The organism is Spiroplasma endosymbiont of Cantharis nigra (genome assembly GCF_964019925.1).
Classification (GTDB): domain Bacteria; phylum Bacillota_I; class Bacilli_A; order Mycoplasmatales; family Mycoplasmataceae; genus Spiroplasma_A.
The window spans coordinates 953316-974104 of sequence record NZ_OZ026470.1 but is presented as its reverse complement, the minus strand read 5'-3'; the positions used below and the strand labels follow the sequence as shown (position 1 = coordinate 974104).

At 26.6% G+C, this 20789-nt stretch carries 17 protein-coding genes; all 17 read left to right on the top strand.

The genetic code is table 4. The annotated features are described in order from the left end of the window. Window positions 1–72: 72 nt before the first annotated feature. The 17 genes from AACL04_RS04220 (at window position 73) to nrdE (ending at window position 20698) form a co-directional block, all read left to right on the top strand. Window positions 73–1455: a hypothetical protein gene (locus AACL04_RS04220; protein WP_339029826.1), complete on the top strand. Its 1383-nt coding sequence runs from the start codon at window positions 73–75 to the stop codon at window positions 1453–1455. Continuing rightward, complete coding sequence (locus AACL04_RS04215) at window positions 1456–3003, top strand: ABC transporter ATP-binding protein (RefSeq protein WP_339029824.1); 1548 nt, start codon at window positions 1456–1458, stop codon at window positions 3001–3003. Beyond that, the gene (locus AACL04_RS04210; RefSeq protein WP_339029822.1) at window positions 2996–4699 is read left to right on the top strand and encodes an ABC transporter permease subunit; all 1704 of its coding nucleotides are present in this window, start codon (window positions 2996–2998) and stop codon (window positions 4697–4699) included. Before AACL04_RS04215 ends, AACL04_RS04210 begins: the two co-directional genes overlap by 8 nt. Beyond that, window positions 4683–5624 carry an ABC transporter permease gene (locus AACL04_RS04205; RefSeq protein ID WP_339029821.1) on the top strand — a complete coding sequence of 314 codons (942 nt, stop codon included), beginning with the start codon at window positions 4683–4685 and terminating at the stop codon, window positions 5622–5624. The genes AACL04_RS04210 and AACL04_RS04205 overlap by 17 nt, the downstream gene beginning before the upstream one ends. 82 nt (window positions 5625–5706) lie before the next feature. Continuing rightward, window positions 5707–6417: a purine-nucleoside phosphorylase gene (gene deoD / locus AACL04_RS04200; RefSeq protein WP_422397913.1), complete on the top strand. Its 711-nt coding sequence runs from the start codon at window positions 5707–5709 to the stop codon at window positions 6415–6417. A gap of 328 nt (window positions 6418–6745) precedes the next feature. Beyond that, entirely contained in the window at window positions 6746–7702 is a 957-nt protein-coding gene (tsaD, locus tag AACL04_RS04195) for a tRNA (adenosine(37)-N6)-threonylcarbamoyltransferase complex transferase subunit TsaD (protein WP_339029817.1), read from the top strand. 9 nt (window positions 7703–7711) lie between these two features. Further along, window positions 7712–8491, top strand: a complete 780-nt coding sequence (locus AACL04_RS04190) for a hypothetical protein (RefSeq protein ID WP_339029816.1) — start codon at window positions 7712–7714, stop codon at window positions 8489–8491. 24 nt (window positions 8492–8515) lie between these two features. After that, window positions 8516–9625, top strand: a complete 1110-nt coding sequence (locus AACL04_RS04185) for an alpha/beta hydrolase (protein ID WP_339029815.1) — start codon at window positions 8516–8518, stop codon at window positions 9623–9625. A gap of 68 nt (window positions 9626–9693) precedes the next feature. Continuing rightward, window positions 9694–11055, top strand: coding sequence for an asparagine--tRNA ligase (asnS, locus tag AACL04_RS04180; RefSeq protein ID WP_339029813.1), 1362 nt, complete (start codon window positions 9694–9696; stop codon window positions 11053–11055). A gap of 96 nt (window positions 11056–11151) precedes the next feature. After that, a complete protein-coding gene (locus tag AACL04_RS04175) occupies window positions 11152–12120 on the top strand; it encodes a glycosyltransferase family 2 protein (protein WP_339029810.1) in 969 nt (322 codons plus the stop codon). Between the two features lie 15 nt (window positions 12121–12135). After that, the gene (locus AACL04_RS04170; protein ID WP_339029808.1) at window positions 12136–12807 is read left to right on the top strand and encodes an RDD family protein; all 672 of its coding nucleotides are present in this window, start codon (window positions 12136–12138) and stop codon (window positions 12805–12807) included. Beyond that, window positions 12800–13975 (top strand): serine hydrolase domain-containing protein, encoded by a 1176-nt coding sequence (locus AACL04_RS04165; protein ID WP_339029807.1) that lies wholly within the window; start codon window positions 12800–12802, stop codon window positions 13973–13975. Before AACL04_RS04170 ends, AACL04_RS04165 begins: the two co-directional genes overlap by 8 nt. A 71-nt stretch (window positions 13976–14046) precedes the next feature. Continuing rightward, the gene (locus AACL04_RS04160; RefSeq protein ID WP_339029806.1) at window positions 14047–16218 is read left to right on the top strand and encodes an ATP-dependent helicase; all 2172 of its coding nucleotides are present in this window, start codon (window positions 14047–14049) and stop codon (window positions 16216–16218) included. A gap of 85 nt (window positions 16219–16303) precedes the next feature. Beyond that, window positions 16304–16567, top strand: coding sequence for an HPr family phosphocarrier protein (locus AACL04_RS04155; protein ID WP_339029804.1), 264 nt, complete (start codon window positions 16304–16306; stop codon window positions 16565–16567). A 479-nt stretch (window positions 16568–17046) separates the two neighbouring features. Beyond that, on the top strand, window positions 17047–18069 hold the full coding sequence (gene nrdF / locus AACL04_RS04150) for a class 1b ribonucleoside-diphosphate reductase subunit beta (RefSeq protein WP_339029802.1): 1023 nt from the start codon (window positions 17047–17049) through the stop codon (window positions 18067–18069). Window positions 18070–18072: 3 nt separating this feature from the next. Continuing rightward, the gene (gene nrdI, locus AACL04_RS04145; protein WP_339029800.1) at window positions 18073–18528 is read left to right on the top strand and encodes a class Ib ribonucleoside-diphosphate reductase assembly flavoprotein NrdI; all 456 of its coding nucleotides are present in this window, start codon (window positions 18073–18075) and stop codon (window positions 18526–18528) included. Between the two features lie 4 nt (window positions 18529–18532). Further along, window positions 18533–20698 carry a class 1b ribonucleoside-diphosphate reductase subunit alpha gene (nrdE, locus tag AACL04_RS04140; RefSeq protein ID WP_339029798.1) on the top strand — a complete coding sequence of 722 codons (2166 nt, stop codon included), beginning with the start codon at window positions 18533–18535 and terminating at the stop codon, window positions 20696–20698. The last annotated feature ends 91 nt before the right edge of the window (window positions 20699–20789 follow it).

The following is a 20789-nucleotide window of genomic DNA, read 5'->3' as shown; positions in this document are numbered from 1 at the left end:
AAAGTCCTTTTTATCAAAAATAATAGCAATAATTAGTTTACACAAATAAATAAATATAGGAGAAAAAACGAAGTGAAAAAATTACTTTCAGGATTAATGGCTGGGGTTGTTGTTTGCTCATCAACTTCTAGTCTAGTTTCGTGTAGTAAATTATCTGCAATATCAGAAATATATTTAGTAACAGATGCAGGTAAAATCTCTGATAAATCTTTTAATGAATCAACTTTTAAAGCAGGAAATGAGTTTCTTCAAGAAGTTCTTCAAGAAAAAGATTTAAAAATATCTAAAATTGAACCAGAAAATAGTAGTTCAAAGGTAATGAAAAATCAATATAGAAATGCCAGAAATAATGGGGCAAAAACTATTTTATTACCTGGCTTTCACCATGCAATGCCTGGGGAAGGTGAAAATTATGCTCCAGAAGTAATGAGCGGTAAAGGCTCAACTATTTTCCTAGATGGAGAAAGTTCTGCAACAAATGAACTTGCATTTAGCTTTAGAGGAGATATTTCTGGCTTTTATGCAGGAATGAGTGCTATAATTTGAGGTCTCCAACAAAAAGATAAATATAAAGAAATTTCTCTTGGATCTTTTGGTGGAATATCAAATCCAAGAGCAGTAGATGCATTTATTGTTGGATATTTAGCTGCTATTGAGGTATTCAATGAACTAAAAAAAACTGATCAAGGTAAGGAAAAACTTAAGAATGATTTTGATTTAAATGAACAAGATTTCACAAAAAAAGTCAAAATGACTCAAAGTCAATTTCCTAATTCTCCATCAGATGCTAGTTGATACTCTAATTCATTTCAACAAGGAGATGGGCTAGTTGTATCAAGTACTTTGATACAAAATGGAGCAAACTTTATAATGCCAGTTGCAGGACCACAAACTATAGACGTAGTTGGTCTTTCAAAACAAAAAGATGGAGGAGAAACTGTAAAAGTAATTGGTGTAGATACGAATCAAGCAGAAGCTTTTCCTCAGAATAAAGGAATATTCTTAACAAGTGCTGAAAAGGATCTTCAGAATGCTACTATAGTTGGTTTAGCACATACACCATATTGAATTGAAAATCATGAGGGTGTTGTTAAAAAAACTGCAGAGTATTTAAAAGATAAAATTAATTTAACTGAAAAAAATGAACAGGAAGAATTTGTTGCAGTTGCGCTTGATGATGAAAAAACTTGAAGTAGTTCTCAATGAGAAGAAGGTAAAGTTGGAAGAACACTTTGAGTTGGTGGTAATATGTCAGCTGGAGGTAGAAATTTAGCTACACCTGAATTGAAAGAAAAAATACTTTTAATTTTTGAACCTGATGTATTAACAAAGGCATCAATAGAATTATTTGAAACAATTGATAATAACAGTTTTGAAAAATCATTAATTAATGAAAAAACAATTAAGGCTTATGCAGATAAAATTCTAAATATTACTTTAGGAGGTACTTTCTAAATGATTAATTATGCAATTGAAATGGAAGATATCTCAATGATTTTTAATAAAAAAGTTATTGCAAATGAAAATATTAATTTTAAAGTTGAAAAAGGAGAAATACATTGTTTAGTTGGTGAAAATGGTGCTGGTAAATCGACACTAATGTCAATTCTATTTGGGATATACCAACCTACAAAGGGCACTATAAAAATAAATGGTAAAGAAGAAATAATTACTTCTCCAATAAAGGCTACAAAATTAGGAATAGGAATGGTTCATCAACATTTTAAAATGATTGATATTTTACCTGTTTGGAAAAATATAGCTTTAGGTGCTGAAGATGTAATAGGTTGAGAATTTATTAATAAAAAAATAGTTATTCAAAAAACAGTGGAATTAATGCATAAGTATAATTTAGAAGTAGATTTAAATAAAAAAGTTCAAAATATATCTGTAGGTATGAAGCAAAGAGTTGAAATATTAAAAATTCTATATAGAGATGCAGATATTCTTGTTTTTGATGAACCTACTGCTGTGTTAACTCCAACAGAGATTGATGGATTATTAGATGTTATGTTAGAGTTTAAAAAGATGGGTAAAACAATTATCTTTATAACTCATAAGTTTGCTGAAATAGAAAAAGTAGCTGATAAAGCAACTGTTATAAGAAAAGGAAAATATGTTGGTACTTATGATGTTAAAAAAATAGGTATCAAAGATATTTCAAAAGCAATGGTTGGAAGATCACTTGTTGAAGTTAAAAATAATTCTACTTCTAAAACAGGTGAAACTGTAATTAAATTTGAAAATATCAATGTTAAAAAACATAGTAATAATAAAGTTATTGGTTTGAAAAATTTTAATTTAGAGTTAAAAGAGGGTGAAGTAGTTGCCATTGCTGGTGTTGAAGGCAATGGACAAAACGAAATTGCCGCAGTACTTAGTGGTTTAACAAAACCAGTAAGTGGAAAAATATTTTATAGAGGTGAAGATATTACAAAGTCTTCAGTTTCAAAAAGATATTTAAAAAATAAAATGAGTTTTATTCCAGAAGATAGACATGAGCATGGTTTAGTCTTAGATGCAAATATTATAAATAACACAACCTTACAAGATATTTCAACTAGTAAGTATAGTAAATGGGGATTTGTAAATTTTGCAAAAGTACAAAATCACACTCAAAAAATAATAAAAGACTATGATGTAAGAAACTCGGACTCTGGTTTTAGAGTTGTAAGAGATCTATCTGGAGGTAATCAACAAAAAGTTATTATAGGTAGAGAACTTTCAAGAGAAAATGATTTTATAATTATTTTTCAACCTACAAGAGGATTAGATGTTGGTTCAATTGAATTTATACATCAGCAAATATTAAAAGCAAAAGAGGATAGAAAAGCAATATTATTAATTTCATATGAACTTTCAGAAGTAATGCAATTAGCAGATCAGATTGTTGTTCTTAACTCTGGAAATATTATTGGAAAGTTAAGTAAAAAAGAAGCGACTAAGGAAAAAATTGGTCAATTAATGACTTCTAATGTGGAAGGAGTTAGTGTAAATGTTTAAAATTAAACTATGAACTATGAAAGTAAAAATAGAGGCTTTTGTTAAATCACCAGGATTTACAGAAAAATTGGGATTTGTTAAGTCTTCAGTTATATCAATTTTACTTGGTCTTTTTGTAGGTGTATTATTTATATTTACTAATGGTGAAAATGGATTTGCTTTTTTAGGAACAGCATTTGTAAGAGCATTATCAACAAATATTGAAAGAACATTAGTTTACTTTGGAGTATATATACTAATTGGATTAGGTTTAGCTCTGGGATTTAAATTAAAAATATTTAATATGGGTGGTTCAGGACAAATCCTATCAGGATTATTAATGTCATATATAATAATGAACTCAATTGGTAACGATACAAAAAATGCATTCTTAATTTTTATAATGTTTATAATTTCTGGAATGTTAATATCTGTAATTTGTGGGGCAATGAAAGTTTATTTAAATGTACATGAGGTTGCCTCTTCAATATTACTTAATTGAATATTTTGATACTTATTAAAATGATATATGACAGTTTCAGGAACACCTGCAGCGTCTCCTTCATTAAATGAATCAATGGCTATGCTTGGTAATTCATTGTGAGCATTATGTGTTATGTTAGCATTAATATCTGTTATTGTAGTCTATATTGTATTTACATTTACAACAACAGGTTATAAAGTTAAAGTAATTGGTAACTCACCAACTGCTGCAAAATATGCTGGTATTAAAAGTGAATATTACATCTTAATGGTTATGGCTATTCAAGGAGCTCTAATAAGCATGGCTGGGTTCTTCTATTATTTCTTAATTCAAGGTAGTATAACTTTTAATAAGGACTTAGTTCCTCAACTTGGTTTCGATGGTATTCCAATTGCTTTGGTTGCCTTTAACAATATTTTAGGTATTGTGCCAATTGCATTATTTTGAGCAATTGTCAAAGAAGGAGCATCAGTTGCAATAACAACACCAGGATTCAATAATTTACAACCAGAGGTGGCAGATTTAATTTTTGGTATTATAATTTATTGTTCAACACTTTATATCATATTTATTAAACTAAATTTGTGAACAAAAATAAAAGAGAAATTGTATCTTGAAAAGGATATAGTTACAAAAAATCAAATAGCAATTTATAAAAAAGAAATTAAAAATATAAAAAAATTAATTAAAGAAATTCCAAATTTAGAAGAATTAGCTAATATTAAAAAAGAAATTAATAGTGTCTCTAAAGGAGATAAACAAAAACTTTCAGAGCTTTCTTATCAATATAATGAATTAAAAACTTTTTATAATAGAAAATATTTAAAAAATATCTCTGTTTTAAAAGAGTCAATTAAAGATGCAATTCAAAATGGATATAAAAATTATGAAGTAAATTCAATTAAGGGTTTAAATATTAATTTTCATAATAAAAAAACAAAAAGACAGTTTATAACTCTTGATATAATAATTGCAAAAGTAAGTCATCATGATAAAAAAGAAAAAGCAAATATTTCTAAAGAGTGTACGGAACTTATTGAGAATACAAAACAAGATATAAAAATATTAAAGGAAAGTTATCTTGCTTCCAAATTAGAAGCAAAAATTTTTATAAAGGATTTAAAAATTAAATATAAAGAAAATTTAAAGGAAAATCAAGATACTGAAAAAATCAAAAAAGAATATTTTGAAAGATTAGTGGAGGTGAAAGATAAATATGACAGACTTCATTAGTGCATTGTTTAGTGATACATCTACTTTCTTTGCAATATTTATGTTAGCAGCTATTGCTGGGATGTTTTCTGAAAGATCTGGAGTTGTAAATCTTGGAATTGAAGGATTTATGACAATGGGAGCTTTAGGATATAGTATATTTGGATATGTAGTTCATTCATCAGGTGCTGAAATAAGTCAATGGTGACAATTAGTTGGATTACTTATTGGAGCTATGATGGGAGGACTATTATCATTACTTCATGCTTTTACAGCAATAAAATTAAAGGGAGATCAAATAATATCAGGTACTGCAATAAATATTTTGGCTCAAGGAATTGCATTAGTTCTTGCAACGTCAACATTAACAGGGCCAGAAAACTATATTGCAACTAATTTCATGGTAATTGGGATTGGATCAGGAATTAACATAATAATTACGCTATATCTTGTTATAGCTATAATTATCTCTCTTATTATTGGATTCTACTTTACATTTACCAAAACAGGTACAAGACATATAGCTGCAGGTGAAAATCCGCATGCACTAGATTCAGCTGGAATATCAGTTACAAAATATAGAATAGTTTGTATACTAATTTCAGGAATGCTTGCTGGATTAGCAGGTGCTATATTCGTTGTATCAAGACTATTAGGTAGTTTTGCAGGATCAGTACAAGGGTATGGTTACATATCACTTGCTATTATGATTCTAGGACAATGAAGAATTAGTATGATAGCATTATTCTCATTTGTATTCTCTTTAATGTTTGCTTTTGGTACAAGACTTCCAGTAATTGAAAATGCTGGAGATTGAATGAAAACAAATGGTTCATTATTTAGAATACTACCATTTGTAATGTCATTAGTAATTATGATGATTTTTGCAAGAAAATCAAAACCACCAAAAGCAAATGGAATACCATTTGATAAAACGCAAAGATAAATTAATAAAAAAAATTTCTATGGAAATTTTTTTTTATTTAGTTAAAATATCCTTGGTAAAAAGGAGGAATATTAAATTGAATATACCAACACCACATATTAATGCTAAGAAAGAAGATATAGCAAAAATTGTATTAATGCCAGGAGATCCATTAAGAGCAAAAAAAATAGCAGAAACATATTTAGAAAATGTAAAACTTGTAAATGAAGTTAGAAATATGTTTATGTATACAGGAACTTACAAAGGTGTAAAAATAACTGTTGCTGGAAGTGGAATGGGTTGTCCAAGTATTGGAATTTACTCATATGAACTTTTTAAATTTTATGATGTTGATTACATAATAAGAGTTGGAAGTGCAGGAAGTTATAAAGAAGAAATTAAAGTTTATGATATTTTTAATGTTAAAGAATCATTTGGAGAAAATAACTATGCAAAAATTGCTGCTAATATTGATTCAAATATAATTGAAGCGGGTAAAATATTATTTGAAAAAATAGAGGAAGTTGCAAAGAAAAAAAATATTAAAATTCATAGTGGAAGATGTCACTCATCTGATGTTTTTTATAGATATGAAAATATATTAGATTTTGCAAAAGCTAATAATTTAGCTCTTGTTGAAATGGAAACGTTTGCATTATTTGCAAATGCAAAACTTACAAATAAACAAGCAGCTTGTTTATTAACTGTTTCAGATAGCTTAGTTACTAAAGAAGTAACAACAGCTGAAGAAAGACAAAATAATTTTATGGGAATGATAGAATTAGCATTAGAAGCATCTATAGATTTAAAATAATAGAAAATAAAACATAATTTTAAAATCAATATAAGTAATTCTGCATCCCAAATAGATGCAGAATTTTTTATATTATTTATTAAATAATAGATATTTCCAACTTTGAAAAACTTTAATTTAAGAGATAATTTTTTATGGGAGCATATATAACTTATGTTCAAAATCCTAAAAGAATTAAGTTATGAATAGAAGCAAGCGATAAAGTGAATATTTTATTTAATAACTTAATATTGGTGTATTTTTGCATTTTGGAGAAATATTCTATTAAATCTTTTACTAGACTTTAAAATATAGTAAAATAAAGTTAACTTTAAAAGGGAGGATTTAAATGAGAATTTTGGCTATTGAGTCAAGTTGCGATGAATTTAGTATTTCAATTATGGATAATGGAAAGATTTTGTCTAATATAATTTCAAGTCAAATAAAGGAACACTCTGAATTTGGAGGAGTCATTCCTGAATTAGCTTCAAGATTACATGTGGAGAATTTCCATTGGGTATTATTAGAGTCACTTCAACAAAGTAATTCTCAGTTAGAAGATATAGATTATATTTCTTATACATCAAATCCAGGACTTATTGGAAGTCTAATTATAGGGAAATTAGTTGCACAAACTATTGCGATGTATTTAAAAAAACCGCTAATGGACATGAATCACATACAGGGCCATATATATGGAGCAAATATTGAACAAAAATTTCAATATCCAGTATTAGCTTTAGTGGTTAGCGGGGGTCATACTCAAATTCAATTTTTAAAAGAGCCACTGATTTTTGAATTAATAGGTACAACTCAAGATGACGCTGTTGGTGAATGTTATGATAAAGTAGCAAGAGTTTTAGGATTTAATTATCCAGGCGGTCCAAAAATAGATAAATTAGCACAAAAAGGTAATGACAAAAAATATAAATTACCTATTACTAAAAAAGATGATAGTTATGATTTTTCATTCTCAGGATTAAAAACAGCTAGTCTTAATTTAATCAATAAACTAAACCAAAATAATGAAAAGATTATAATAGAAGACTTTTGTGCAAGTTTTCAAAAAACAGCAATTGATAGTTTAATGTTAAAATTTGAAAAAGCCATTAGGGAGTTTAAACCCAATACAATAACTGTTGTTGGAGGAGTTAGTGCAAATCAAAGTATTAGAGATATTTTTTATAAAGTAGGAAAAAAATACAATATAAAAAATATAAATATTCCAAATTTAAAGTATTGTACAGATAATGCAGCTATGATAGCTGAGCTGACAAATGAATATTTAATTAAAGATAAAAAGTAGGAGAGATTTATGAGATCATTTTTAAGCAAATTAACAACAATTGATAATAAAGATTTAACAATAAAGGAAAAAAAAATTGTTGACTATATTAAAGATCACTTAAAAGAAATTGTTGATACTAATATGAAAATTGAAAGAATGGCACAAGAAGCCGGAACTGGTTATAGCGCAATTTATGGATTATTAAAAAAATTAAACATTAAAGGGTTTAGAGACTTTGCTATTTCTCTTGCAAATGATGCAGAGAATCAAGAAATTAATATAGCAAAAAATGATGAAAATGTTGTTTCAGGTTATATAAATATAATTAAACAAAATTACGCATTAATAGAAAAAAAATCAATATTTGATACTTTAAATATTATCAAATCTTCAAAGAAAATATTTTTTTGTTATTGAGAAAATTTACTTTCAGGCCCAGCACATGAGCTTTCAAACTTTTTTTACAAAAGTGGATTTAATGTTTATTTATTAGATAGTGATCAAGAAACAATAAAAGATAGAATTAAAACTTCAAAAGAAGAGGATATTTTCATTTTCTTTACTAGATACGGTAATTCTTCAAGATTGGATAAAGCAATAACAGAATTAGGAGAAATGAAAAGAAAAATAATATATATCTCAGGAAAAGTTGCGTCAAGTGATATTACAAAATATTTAAATTCTATTCATACTTTAATAGTAGATAATCCTGATAAGAGTATTTATAAAGGGCATATCTCAAGTTCTGTACCATTTAATTATTTTAATGACTTATTAATTTATCATTTTTTAAATTCAGATAATTAATTTTATAGGAATGAGTATTAGTTTATGAAAAAATCCCAAAAACAAAGAAAGAATACCTTATTAAATAGTGTTAAAAGAAGTTTTAGAGTTTTCTATTCAGGATTAGAAAAACCTTTTTCACAATCTTCTTTAAGGGTTTCAAAAAAGGTTAAAAAATACAATAAATCTAGAGAAGATAAAATTTGACTTAGAGAGATTCTTACTACAAATAAAATTGTTAAAAGATTTTATAAAAGACCAGAAATTGAAGTCAAAGATATTGAAAATATATCTTCAATTAATTTTAAAGCAAGAGATGGTTTAAGTATCTCAGGTTTAATTTATGAACCAAATGAGAATTCTAACAAGTGAGTAATTGCTTGTCATTGATTTGCTGGACATAAAACCTGATCACTTCATCATGCAATGACTTTTGCAAAAATGGGATATAATATTTTGGTTTTTGATTTTAGAGGTCATGGTCAATCAGAAAATGGTTCTACAACAATGGGAGCAAATGAACAGCATGATTTAATGGGCGCAGTAGATTGAATTAAAAAAAATAAAAAAGTTGATAAATTGGCTTTAATGGGAACTAGTATGGGAGCTTTTGTAATTAATTATTGTTCGATAATATACAATGAAGAATTTAAGAAACTAAATTTACAGTTTCTAGTTTCAGATGCAGGTTATGGAAGTGTATTTAGATTATTTTTACATGTTAGAAATATTTATTTATTCTTATTGCCAAAGAGAAGAACTAAAAAAGTTATTAATAGATTAATTGAGAGACATAACCGACAGGAAAGTAATTTAAATTTACATGATGTCAGTATATTTAAAGTTCTAGAAGATATTGATAAAAAAAGTCTCTTTCCAACCTTATTTTTTCATTCAACAGATGACAAAGTTACAAGCTGTTCTGATACTTACGAACTATTATTGAAAAGAAATTGTAAAGAGGATGACTATTTAGTTTTTAATTTTTCAATGCATACTCAGTCAATAAGATATCATTTTAAAACATATAATTATAAATTAGCTGAGTTTATTAATTTGTATGAAGAAGATGAAGAACTTTTTAAAAATTTAGTAGAAGAATGAAGCTTATTAAAATTTGAGAAAAAAGATAAAATCTCTTTATTACTAAATTAGTTAATAAAAATAAAAGGAAGTTTTAACTCTCTTTTTTGTATAATAATATTGCAAAAGGAAGTATTAATATGAACGATATTAAAGAATTATATTCAAAATATAAAAATGCAAAGCAAGTAAATTTGATTGCAAGAGTAAGAAATAATAGACAAGGTAAAGCTGTCAGTTTTTTAATTATAAATGATGGAACAACAATTAAAGATGTTCAAGTAGTTTATAAGTCTGATGTTAAAGGCTATGAACAAGCTATTCAATCTAGAGTGGGTTCTATTATAGAAATAAGGGGAAATGTAATTTTAACGCCTGGAAAACAGCAAGAATTTGAAGTTCAAGCTGAAGAAATTATGTTATTGGATCAAGCAATCGAAGATTATCCACTTCAAAAAAAAGAACACTCACCTGAATTTTTGAGAGAAATATCTCATTTAAGAGCAAGAACTAAAACTTTTCAATCTATTTTTAAAATTAGGTCAGTAGCAGCTTTTGCTATTCATAAATTTTTTCAAGAGAAAAACTATATTTATGTAAATACACCAATTCTAACAGCTAATGATGCTGAGGGAGCAGGAGAATCTTTTACAGTTACTACTATAAAAGATGCTAATTATGAAGATGATTTCTTTGGTAAAAAGGCAAGTTTAACTGTTTCTGGTCAATTACATGGTGAGTCTTATGCACAAGCCTTTAAAAATATTTATACTTTTGGTCCAACTTTTAGAGCAGAGAACTCTAATACATCAAAGCATGCAGCTGAATTTTGAATGATAGAACCAGAAATGGCTTTTTGTGATTTAAAGGGAAATTTAGAAATTATTGAAAGTTTAATTAAATACACAATTAATTATATTTTTGAGACTGCAAAGGAAGAATTGGAATTCTGTAATGATAATTTGGAAGTGGGACTAATTGATAAATTAAATAATGTAAGAAACTCAAAATTTGCCATAAATAAATATGAACAAGTTATTGAAGTTCTTAAAAAAGCTGTTAAAGAGGGACATAAATTTGAAGAATCAAATATAGAATTTGGTCTTGATTTAGGAACAGAACATGAAAGATACATATGCGAAGTTGTTAATAAGTGTCCAACTTTTGTAACTAATTATCCAAAAGATATTAAGGCTTTTTATATGAAACAAGATGATAATAATAAAACTGTGGCAGCAGCAGATTTATTAGTACCAGGTATTGGGGAATTAGTTGGTGGAAGTCAAAGAGAAGATAGTTTTGATAAAATTATTCAGAGATGTAAAGAAATGGGAATTGAACCAAGTGATTTAAGTTGATATAATGAACTTAGAAATTATGGTTATTATAAATCATCTGGGTTTGGTCTTGGCTTTGAAAGACTTATAATGTATGTAACTGGAGCTTCAAATATAAGAGATGTAATTTCTTTCCCAAGAACTCCTAGAAATTTAATATTTTAGAAGCAAATTAGTTTGCTTTTTTTATGTATTTCTAGAAAAGGTTTTTTGTACTTATAAATTAGTGTAAAATTATTGTAATAAGTAGGGGGGTATTCTATGTTAGTCTCATTTGTTCTTACATGACAAGATATTGAAGAAAATATAGACACTACATTACAAAGTATTTTAGATCAAAGTGAAAATGATTATGAAATAATTTTAATTGCAGATAAAATGCTAGAAAGTAATGAGCAACTTTCAATATCAAGAAAATATTTTTGAGATATTGAAAATATAAAAATAGTTATAAATAGTTCAATTCAAGGAGCTTCAGTTTGTTGAAACACAGCAATTGATTTAGCAGATGGTGAGTATATACATTTTATATCTCAAGGAGACAAAATTAATCCTAATTTTATTAGTATATTAAAAAAAGAATTAGGAAAATATAAAAATCAGGAGATTGATATTTTAGAATATACTACTCAATTAACTGGTTTATCGGATAAATGTATTGATACTTTTTTAGAAAAAGGAAAAATTTATAATTTAAATAATGAATTTGAACCATTTGCTTATTTAAGTAGCTCACTATCAAATAAATTATTTAAAACAAATTTATTAAAAGAATTTGGCTTTAAATTTAGAAGATTTGTAAGATATGATATGTTATTTGCATATAAAATTTTAGGACAGGCAAGTTCATATTTATTTTTAAACATAAAAGAACCGTTAGAAGAAATGAACTTGCAAAAAGTTCAATATTCAGTTTTTGACTTAGTTAATCAATGAACTCATATTTTAAATTACTTTAGAAGAATTGGTAAATTTAAAAATTTAAAAGATTATTTAAATTATGCTTATTATAAAACTATGATACATATATGATTATGAAATATTAGAAAATTTGATAATAAATTATTAATTAAGAAGGCATCTAGTTTTGCAACTAGAAAATTTGAAGATAAAAGAGAAGAGTTTATGAAAAATAATAAAGCTTTTCTAGAAAGCAAGGATGAAAAGTTTAAAGAGGTAGTAATAGGCTTTTCGTCATATATGAAAAACCTATTAAAATTAGCAAAATAAAAGGGATGGTTTTTAATGATAAATCAAAATAATAAAAATGATTTTTCTCATAATTTGGTTAAGCCACATTTAGGAAGAATCTTTTTTGCAAGACTTTTTGATATTATTATCTGTTCAATTCCAACTTTACTATTATCATTTTTAAATCCTATCCATGATTTAAAAAGTTTACTTATAAATATTCCTGTAAGCCAACTAGTCTTGTTTTTTTACTTTGTACTTTTACCATACTTATGTAAAGGAAATACTTTGGGAAAATTAATTTTTAATCTAAGATTAAAAAAAATAAATAATGAAAAAATAAGAATATCAGAGGTGTTCTTAAGAGAATTATATTTTCTATATGTCCCTTTAATTTTTTTACTAATTATTCAAATTATTATGGGAGTTATTTTATTTACTACTCCAAAAGATTCTTATAATATGATTATTTTAAAAATAATAAATAATATAGGATATACTTTTCTGGCAATGTGATTTATTTATATTCCTTTAACAATCTATTTACAAAAAGATAATATTGCTTCAATAGATTTAAAATTAAAAATAAGAGTTTATTTTTTAGAAAAAATAGTAGTTGTTGAAAAAAAAGATGATACTATTGGACATATTCATTTACAAAAAAATAGGCCAGGTAAAATTGATTTAGAAGAAATAAAAAAAATAATAGGAGAAGAAGATGAATAATTTTGAAAACACTAAAAATAAATTGATAGAGTTAATTGAAAAAAAATATTTTACAGGAGCAGTTTTAAAAATTAATAAAAATAAAAAAAACATTTTTTCATTTTCTTATGGAATTAATGATGTAGATACAAAATCTGAAATGAATGAGAATTTAATCTTTAGGGGTTATTCACTAACAAAAAGCGTAACAGTGGCTGCATTCTTAACTTTAATTGATGAGAAAGTAATAAATTTAAATGATCCTCTACATAAATTTTTTCCCGAATTTAAAAATATGAAAGTTTTAAATAGTCAAAATAATAATGAAATAGTTGACGCTAAGAATGAAATTTTAATTAAACATTTATTAACAATGACTTCGGGATTAGCCTATTTTGGAAATAAAACTATAACCCAAAAACAGACAACACTACTATTATCAGAATTTGCAAAGCCAATTGATGGTAAATTTATGGATTACCCTAGTTTTATAAATAAACTTTCAAAAATACCTTTAGAATTTGAACCAGGAACAAATTGAAGATATGGCTTATCACTAGATGTTATTGCAGCTGTAATAGAAAAAGCTACATCAATGAGTTATAGAGATTTTGTAAAGCAAAGAATATTTGACAAGTTACAAATGTCAGACAGCGATTTTTACTTAAAAGATAGAAAAAGAGAGGCGAAGGTTTATAATTGAAGTTTATTAGAAGATAAACCCATTTTAGAAAAAGTTGAGAATTTTAATTTTTTTATTCAAGAAATTGATAATGTTCCAAAAATGCCAATGGGTGGAGCTGGCTTATTTACAACAGTAGGTGATTATTTGAAGTTTTTAGATTTTTTAATTGATGGAAAAGATTTAAAGGGAAATCAAGTAATTAGTGAAAAAATTTTAAAAAAAATGACAACAGATAGACTAAAAAAATTAAGATCAAACTTTAGATGAACTTTAAATGAAGACTATAGTTATGGTTATGGTGTTAGAGTAAGAATAGAAAATAAGAACTTTCCACTAACTGAAATTGGAGAATTTGGTTGAGATGGTTTATTAGGATCTACAGCATTAGTTGATCCCTTAAATAAATTTAGTGTATGCTTAATGTTAAGTTCTAAACCGGGACACAATAAATTAATTGAATCAGAATTTTTTGAAAAACTTTATCAAGACTTAAAGAGTATTTAAATTATTATTTTAATTTCTGAAGTTTTATCTCTAAAAATTGATATTATAGAAAAGTTATAGGAGTTATTTACATGATAAAAGAACTATTAAAAGAATTAAATGATGAGCAACTTGACTCAGTAATTACTACTGATGTGCCTGTAAGAATAATAGCAGGAGCTGGAAGTGGTAAAACAAGAGTTATAACAACAAAAATAGCATATCTAATTGAAAAAGAGGGAATTTACCCCTCAAAGATATTAGCAGTTACTTTTACAAACAAGGCAGCTCAGGAAATGAAAGATAGAGTTAGTAAAATAATTCCAAATTTAGATAGAAGTCCTTTAATTACAACATTTCACTCTTTTTGCGTTAGAGTGCTTAGAGAAGATTGCGAAGATATTGGTATATCAAAGGATTTCACTATTATTGATGCTTCAGATCAAGCAAAAATAATTAGGGATATAATTAAAAAACTTGATATTAGTACAGAAAAAAATAGGCCTGAAAGAAAAATTCTATCTAAAATTAGTAATTGAAAGTCGAAACAAATTGATTGAAATGAAGCATATGAAGAAACTTTTAATTTTGAAGAAAAGAAATGAGCAAAAGCTTATAGAGATTATCAACAATATTTGTATGAAAAAAATTATTTAGATTTTGATGATCTAATTTTAAAAGTTCATAAACTATTCAACGATAATATAAATATAAGAGAAAAATGAAGAAATAGATTTGACTATATAATGGTTGATGAGTTTCAAGATACAAATTACATACAATTTGATTTAGTAAAATGATTAACAGGCAAAAAAAATAACCTGACAGTTGTTGGAGACCCAGATCAAACTATTTATTCATGAAGAGGTGCAAAGGTAAATATTATTCTTAATTTTAGAAATGAGTTTTCAAATTCTCGTACAATAATGCTAAATGAAAATTATAGATCAACAAAACCAATTTTGGATATTGCAAATAACTTTATTGATAATAATAAAAATAGGGAGAAGAAGGATATTTTTACTCAAAAAAAAGAGGGGGAAATAGTTCAAGTTAAAGAAGTGGCTTCAAGAAACTTCGAAGCAAAATTTGTATCTAAAAAAATAAAAGAACTTGTAGTGGAAAATAATTATAAGTATTCAGACATTTTCGTTCTCTATCGAACAAATGCCTGGTCTCAGGAATTTGAAAAGGAGTTTCAAAATCAAAAAGTTCCTTTTCAGCTTATTGGAGGGTTTAAATTTAGAGATAGAAAAGTAATTAAAGATGTAACTGCTCTTCTACGAGCAGTTGTATTCAAAGATGATTTATCTATGGAAAGAGTTTTTACATTTACTCCCAAAGTCGGAGCTGTAACAGCTTCAAAATTAAAAGCAGCATCAGAGCAATTAAATTTAAACTTATTTGATTTATTAACAACAAAAAGTCAAGAAGTTAATCAAATATCAAAAAATTTAAATGATCTTATAGAGTGTTTAAAAAATGCAAGAAAAATATTTGAAGAAAATAAAAGTATATTAAAATTAACAGAAACTCTAATTAAAGAATCTGGTTATAGAGATCGTTTGGATTTAAAAGATAAAGAAGATATTGAAGCATTACAAAACTTAGAAGCATATTATGATCAAATGGAAAAATATGATACTTATTATAATGAAACTGAAAATGACTTAAATAGAGCAGTTATCTTTTTACAAGAAGAGGCTCTATCAAGTGATGAAGAAAATCAAAATGAGATAAATAAGGTTACACTATTAACAATTCACTCTGCAAAGGGATTAGAAAATAAGGTTGTATTTATTGTGGGTCTAAACAAAGATGTATTTCCCTCAAAAATGAGTTTTTTATCAATTGAAAATCTAGAAGAAGAAAGAAGAGCATTTTATGTTGCAATTACAAGAGCTCAAGAGCGACTTTTTATATCTTATGTTTCAGGAGAGTATTCTTATATATCTAATGGTGAATTAGGACCCTCTAGATTTATTCAAGAACTTAATCCTGAATTATATGAAATAGAAAAGAGTATTTATTTTCACTCTAATACTGATGTTTCAAGTACTTATAAAGGAAAAGCAAATTTAGAACTAAAACCTGATAAATTAGAGGCTGGTGTAGTTAAAGGTGATAAAATAAAGCATATGATTTTTGGAGATGGTCTAGTAATTAAGATTATTGATAGATATATTTCAGTGGCTTTTACAGATCCAAAGCAAGGAGTTAAAATGATACCAATAAACTCTGCTTCTTGAGAAAAGATAGAATAGAATAAATAAATTAAAATTTAAAGCGTCTTTTTTATTGTATATCTAGCATTTTTATATACAATAATATTGTTAAGGAGGATAATATATGACTTCATTCACAGCTAAAGTAATTGATCCAGTTGGATTACATGCAAGACCTGCATCAGTTTTAACAAAAGAGGCTTCAAAATACGCATCAGAAATTAAAATAAAATGTGGAGATAAAGAAGGTAATTTAAAATCAATTATGAATGTTATGGCATTAGCAGTTAAAACTGGTGCTGAAATTACAATTGAAGCAAATGGCCAAGACGAAAACGAAGCTATTGAGGCAATTGAGAAAGCAATGAAAGATAACTCAATTATCTAGTATTAGTAAGCCTGATAAGGCTTTTTTTATTCTTAACATTTTCTTTTAGAAAAAAATTTTTATTTAGAAAAATTAAATGAATTATTTTCTTAAATTTTTTTGAAAAAACTATACCTTTTTTAGGTTTTTTTAGTTATAACATTATAGAAATAAAAAAATAAATTTCACATAGAGGATATTAGCAGATTTATCTTAGGGGTAAGTGTGTAGAAATAGTATAAATGAGTAAGTTTATAACAATTAACGTTAAACAAGGGTTTTTTTATATTAATCTTTTTGTTTGATTATAAAAGAATTGATATAAGATAATAGTTTAACCGTGATACAAATATAGTGCTTTTGTTTTACTTAATATTTATTTAGTAAAAAAATGTTACGTGAAATGATTTACTTTTTTTAGGTATCATTTATAATTACAGGCACTATTGTAGTGCATTATTCTATAAAAATGGAATTAAATGAAAGGCGAAAATATAAAAATGGCAAAGAAAAAAAATCAATATTATTATGACTCACTTTCTCCAATTGAGTTTGCTATGAATAAATTCAATGGAAGAATGAGATCGGTAAATTGAAATGTAATGAATGATGATAAGGATTTAGAAGTTTGAAATAGAGCTACACAAAATTTTTGATTACCTGAAAAAGTTCCAGTTTCAAATGACTTAGTTTCATGAAAAACATTAACTCCAGAATGACAAGAATTAGTAACAAGAACTTTTACTGGACTTACTTTATTAGATACTATTCAAGCAACTGTTGGAGATGTTGCACAAGTATCAAACTCATTAACAGATCATGAGCAAGTTATTTATACTAATTTTGCATTTATGGTAGCTGTTCATGCAAGATCTTATGGAACAATTTTTTCAACTTTATGTTCAAGTGACCAAATTGAGGAAGCACATGAGTGAGTAATTAATTGTGATAGTTTACAAGAGAGAGCAAAAGCATTAATACCATATTACACAGGAAATGATCCATTAAAATCAAAAGTTGCAGCAGCACTTATGCCAGGGTTTTTACTTTATGGAGGATTTTACTTACCTTTTTATTTATCAGCAAGAGGAAAATTACCAAATACTTCAGACATTATTAGATTAATTTTAAGAGATAAGGTTATTCATAATTATTACAGTGGATACAAATATCAAAGAAAAGTTGAAAAATTATCTCCTGCAAAACAAGCAGAGATGAAAAAATTTGTATTTGACTTACTATATGAATTAATAGAGTTAGAAAATAAATTTTTATATGAATTATATGATGGGTTTGGTATTGCAGAAGATGCTGTAAGATTTAGTTTATATAATGCAGGTAAGTTTTTACAAAACTTGGGTTATGAATCTCCATTTACAGAAGAAGAAACTAGAATTGAACCAGAAATATTTACGCAATTATCAGCAAGAGCTGATGAAAATCATGACTTTTTCTCAGGTAATGGATCATCTTATGTTATGGGTGTAACTGAAGAAACATCTGATGAGGATTGAGAATTTTAATTAATGCATGACGATGTTATTAAAATATCAAATAAAGATATTAAAAAACCAAAGGGAAAAGTATTTGTTGTATACTTTTCTTCAGTGTCTAATAATACACATAGATTTATGGAAAAACTAGATGTAAATGATGCAAGAATTCCCTATGAAATAGATGATCAGTTAATTGTTCAAAAGGAATATGTTTTAATAACTCCAACTTATGCTGGAGGTGGCGGAGATACAAAAGGGGCTGTACCAGCTCAAGTTATAAGATTTCTAAATAATGAAAATAACAGAAATTTATGTAGAGGAGTAATAGCTTCTGGAAATACTAATTTTGGTGATACATTTGCAATTGCAGGACCAATAATTTCTAAGAAGTTAAATGTTCCTTTACTATATCAATTTGAGCTTTTAGGAACTGCACACGATGTTGAGACAATAAGAAAAATCTTGGAAGATTTTTGAGAGGAATAAAATAATGAACAAAGATAATATAAAAAATCTTTCTGGTACAAATGAATCAGATGAGTATATAAAATTAAATGCTAGAGCAAAATTATTTGTGCCTGGTCAGGATAACTTTAAGTTAGATATTCAGGCAGCAGAACTATATATGAAAGAGCATATTGAACCAAACATGATGAAATTTTCAACCACTAAAGAAAGAATTGATTACTTAATAAAAAATCAATATTATGATGAAGTAATTATTTCTAAATATACAATTAAAGAAATTGATGAATTAAGCAAATATGCATATTCATTTAAATTTAAATTCCCTAGTTTTATGGGAGCATTAAAATTTTTTAATGCTTATGGTTTAAAAAGTTTTGATGGTAAAAAATATATTGAAACTTATGAAGATAGAGTAGTTTTAAATGCACTATTTTTAGGTGGTGGAAATTTTGATAAAGCTAAAAATATTTTAAAACAAATAATATTAGGAAGATTTCAACCAGCAACTCCGACTTTTTTAAATGCAGGAAAAAAACAAAGAGGGGAATATGTCTCATGTTACTTGCTTAGAATTGAAGATAACATGGAGTCAATTGCAAGAGCAGTTACAACATCTTTACAATTATCAAAACGTGGAGGTGGAGTTGCAATTTGTTTAACTAATTTAAGAGAATTTGGTGCTCCAATTAAAAACATTGAAAATCAAGCAACAGGTGTAATTCCTGTAATGAAAATTTTAGAAGACTCATTTTCTTATGCAAATCAATTGGGACAAAGACAAGGAGCTGGAGCTGTATACTTAAACGTTCATCATCCAGATATAATGTCATTCCTTGATACAAAACGTGAAAATGCTGATGAAAAAATAAGAATAAAATCTTTATCTTTAGGAGTAGTAGTTCCAAATATAACTTTTGATTTGGCAAAAGAAAATAAAGATATGGCTCTTTTCAGTCCTTATGATGTTGAAAAAGTTTATAAGAAGCCTTTCTCAGATATTTCAGTAACTGATGAATATGAAAATATGCTAAAAAATAAAAATATTAAAAAGACATATATTAATGCTAGAAAATTATTTCAAGCAATTGCTGAATTACATTTTGAAAGTGGTTATCCTTATTTACTATTTGATGATACTGTAAATAATAATAATGCTCATCCAGTAGCTGGAAGAATTGTTATGAGTAACCTATGTAGTGAAATTGTTCAAGTTTCAACTCCAAGTGAATATAATTCAGACTTATCATTTAAGAAAACAGGTGAAGATATCTGTTGTAACTTGGGAAGTATGAATATTGCTAAAACAATGGAAAGTGGAGAAGAGTTTTCAGAAGTTATCTATAACTCAATTCTTGCTTTAGATCATGTTTCAAGAAATAGTGATTTATCAAGTGCACCATCAATTGAAAATGGAAATAAAAATAATCATGCAGTTGGATTAGGTGCTATGAATTTACATGGATTTTTATCAATAAATCATATTTACTATAATTCACCTGAAGCAATTGATTTTACAAATATGTTCTTTTACACAATGGCTTTTCATGCTTTTAAAGCTTCAAATAAATTGGCAAAGGAGTATGGTTCTTTTGCTGGATTTAAAATCTCAAAATTTGCAGATGGATCATATTTTAATAAATATACAAAATGTGAAAGTGACAAATGAGCTCCTCAATCAGAATTAATTAAAAATTTATTTGATAAATATAAAGTTTCAATTCCTACTCAAAAAGATTGAATAGAATTATCAAACGAAATTAAAAAAACAGGACTAGCTAACTCACACTTAATGGCAGTAGCTCCAACAGGTTCAATAAGTTATTTATCTTCTTGTACTCCAAGTTTACAACCAGTAGTTGCACCAGTTGAAGTTAGAAAAGAAGGAAAACTTGGAAGAGTTTATGTACCAGCTTATAAAATTGACTTTGAAAACATGGGTTACTATTCGCTAGGAGCTTATGAAGTTGGTCCAGATCCTATTATTGACATTGCAGCTGCAGCACAACAACATGTTGATCAAGCCATATCATTAACATTATTTATGACTGATCAAGTAACTACAAGAGACTTAAATAAGGCGTATGTAAGAGCCTTTAAAAAAGGATGTGCTTCAATATACTATGTTAGAGTGCGTCAAGAAGTTCTTGAAGATAGTGAAAATTATGAATGTGATGCATGTGTTATTTAAAAATTTTTAAAAAAACATCTAAAAGAAATAGATAATAAAATAAATTTTGTTATCTATTAATTTTCTCAAAAGATGTTTTTTTTTTTTTTTT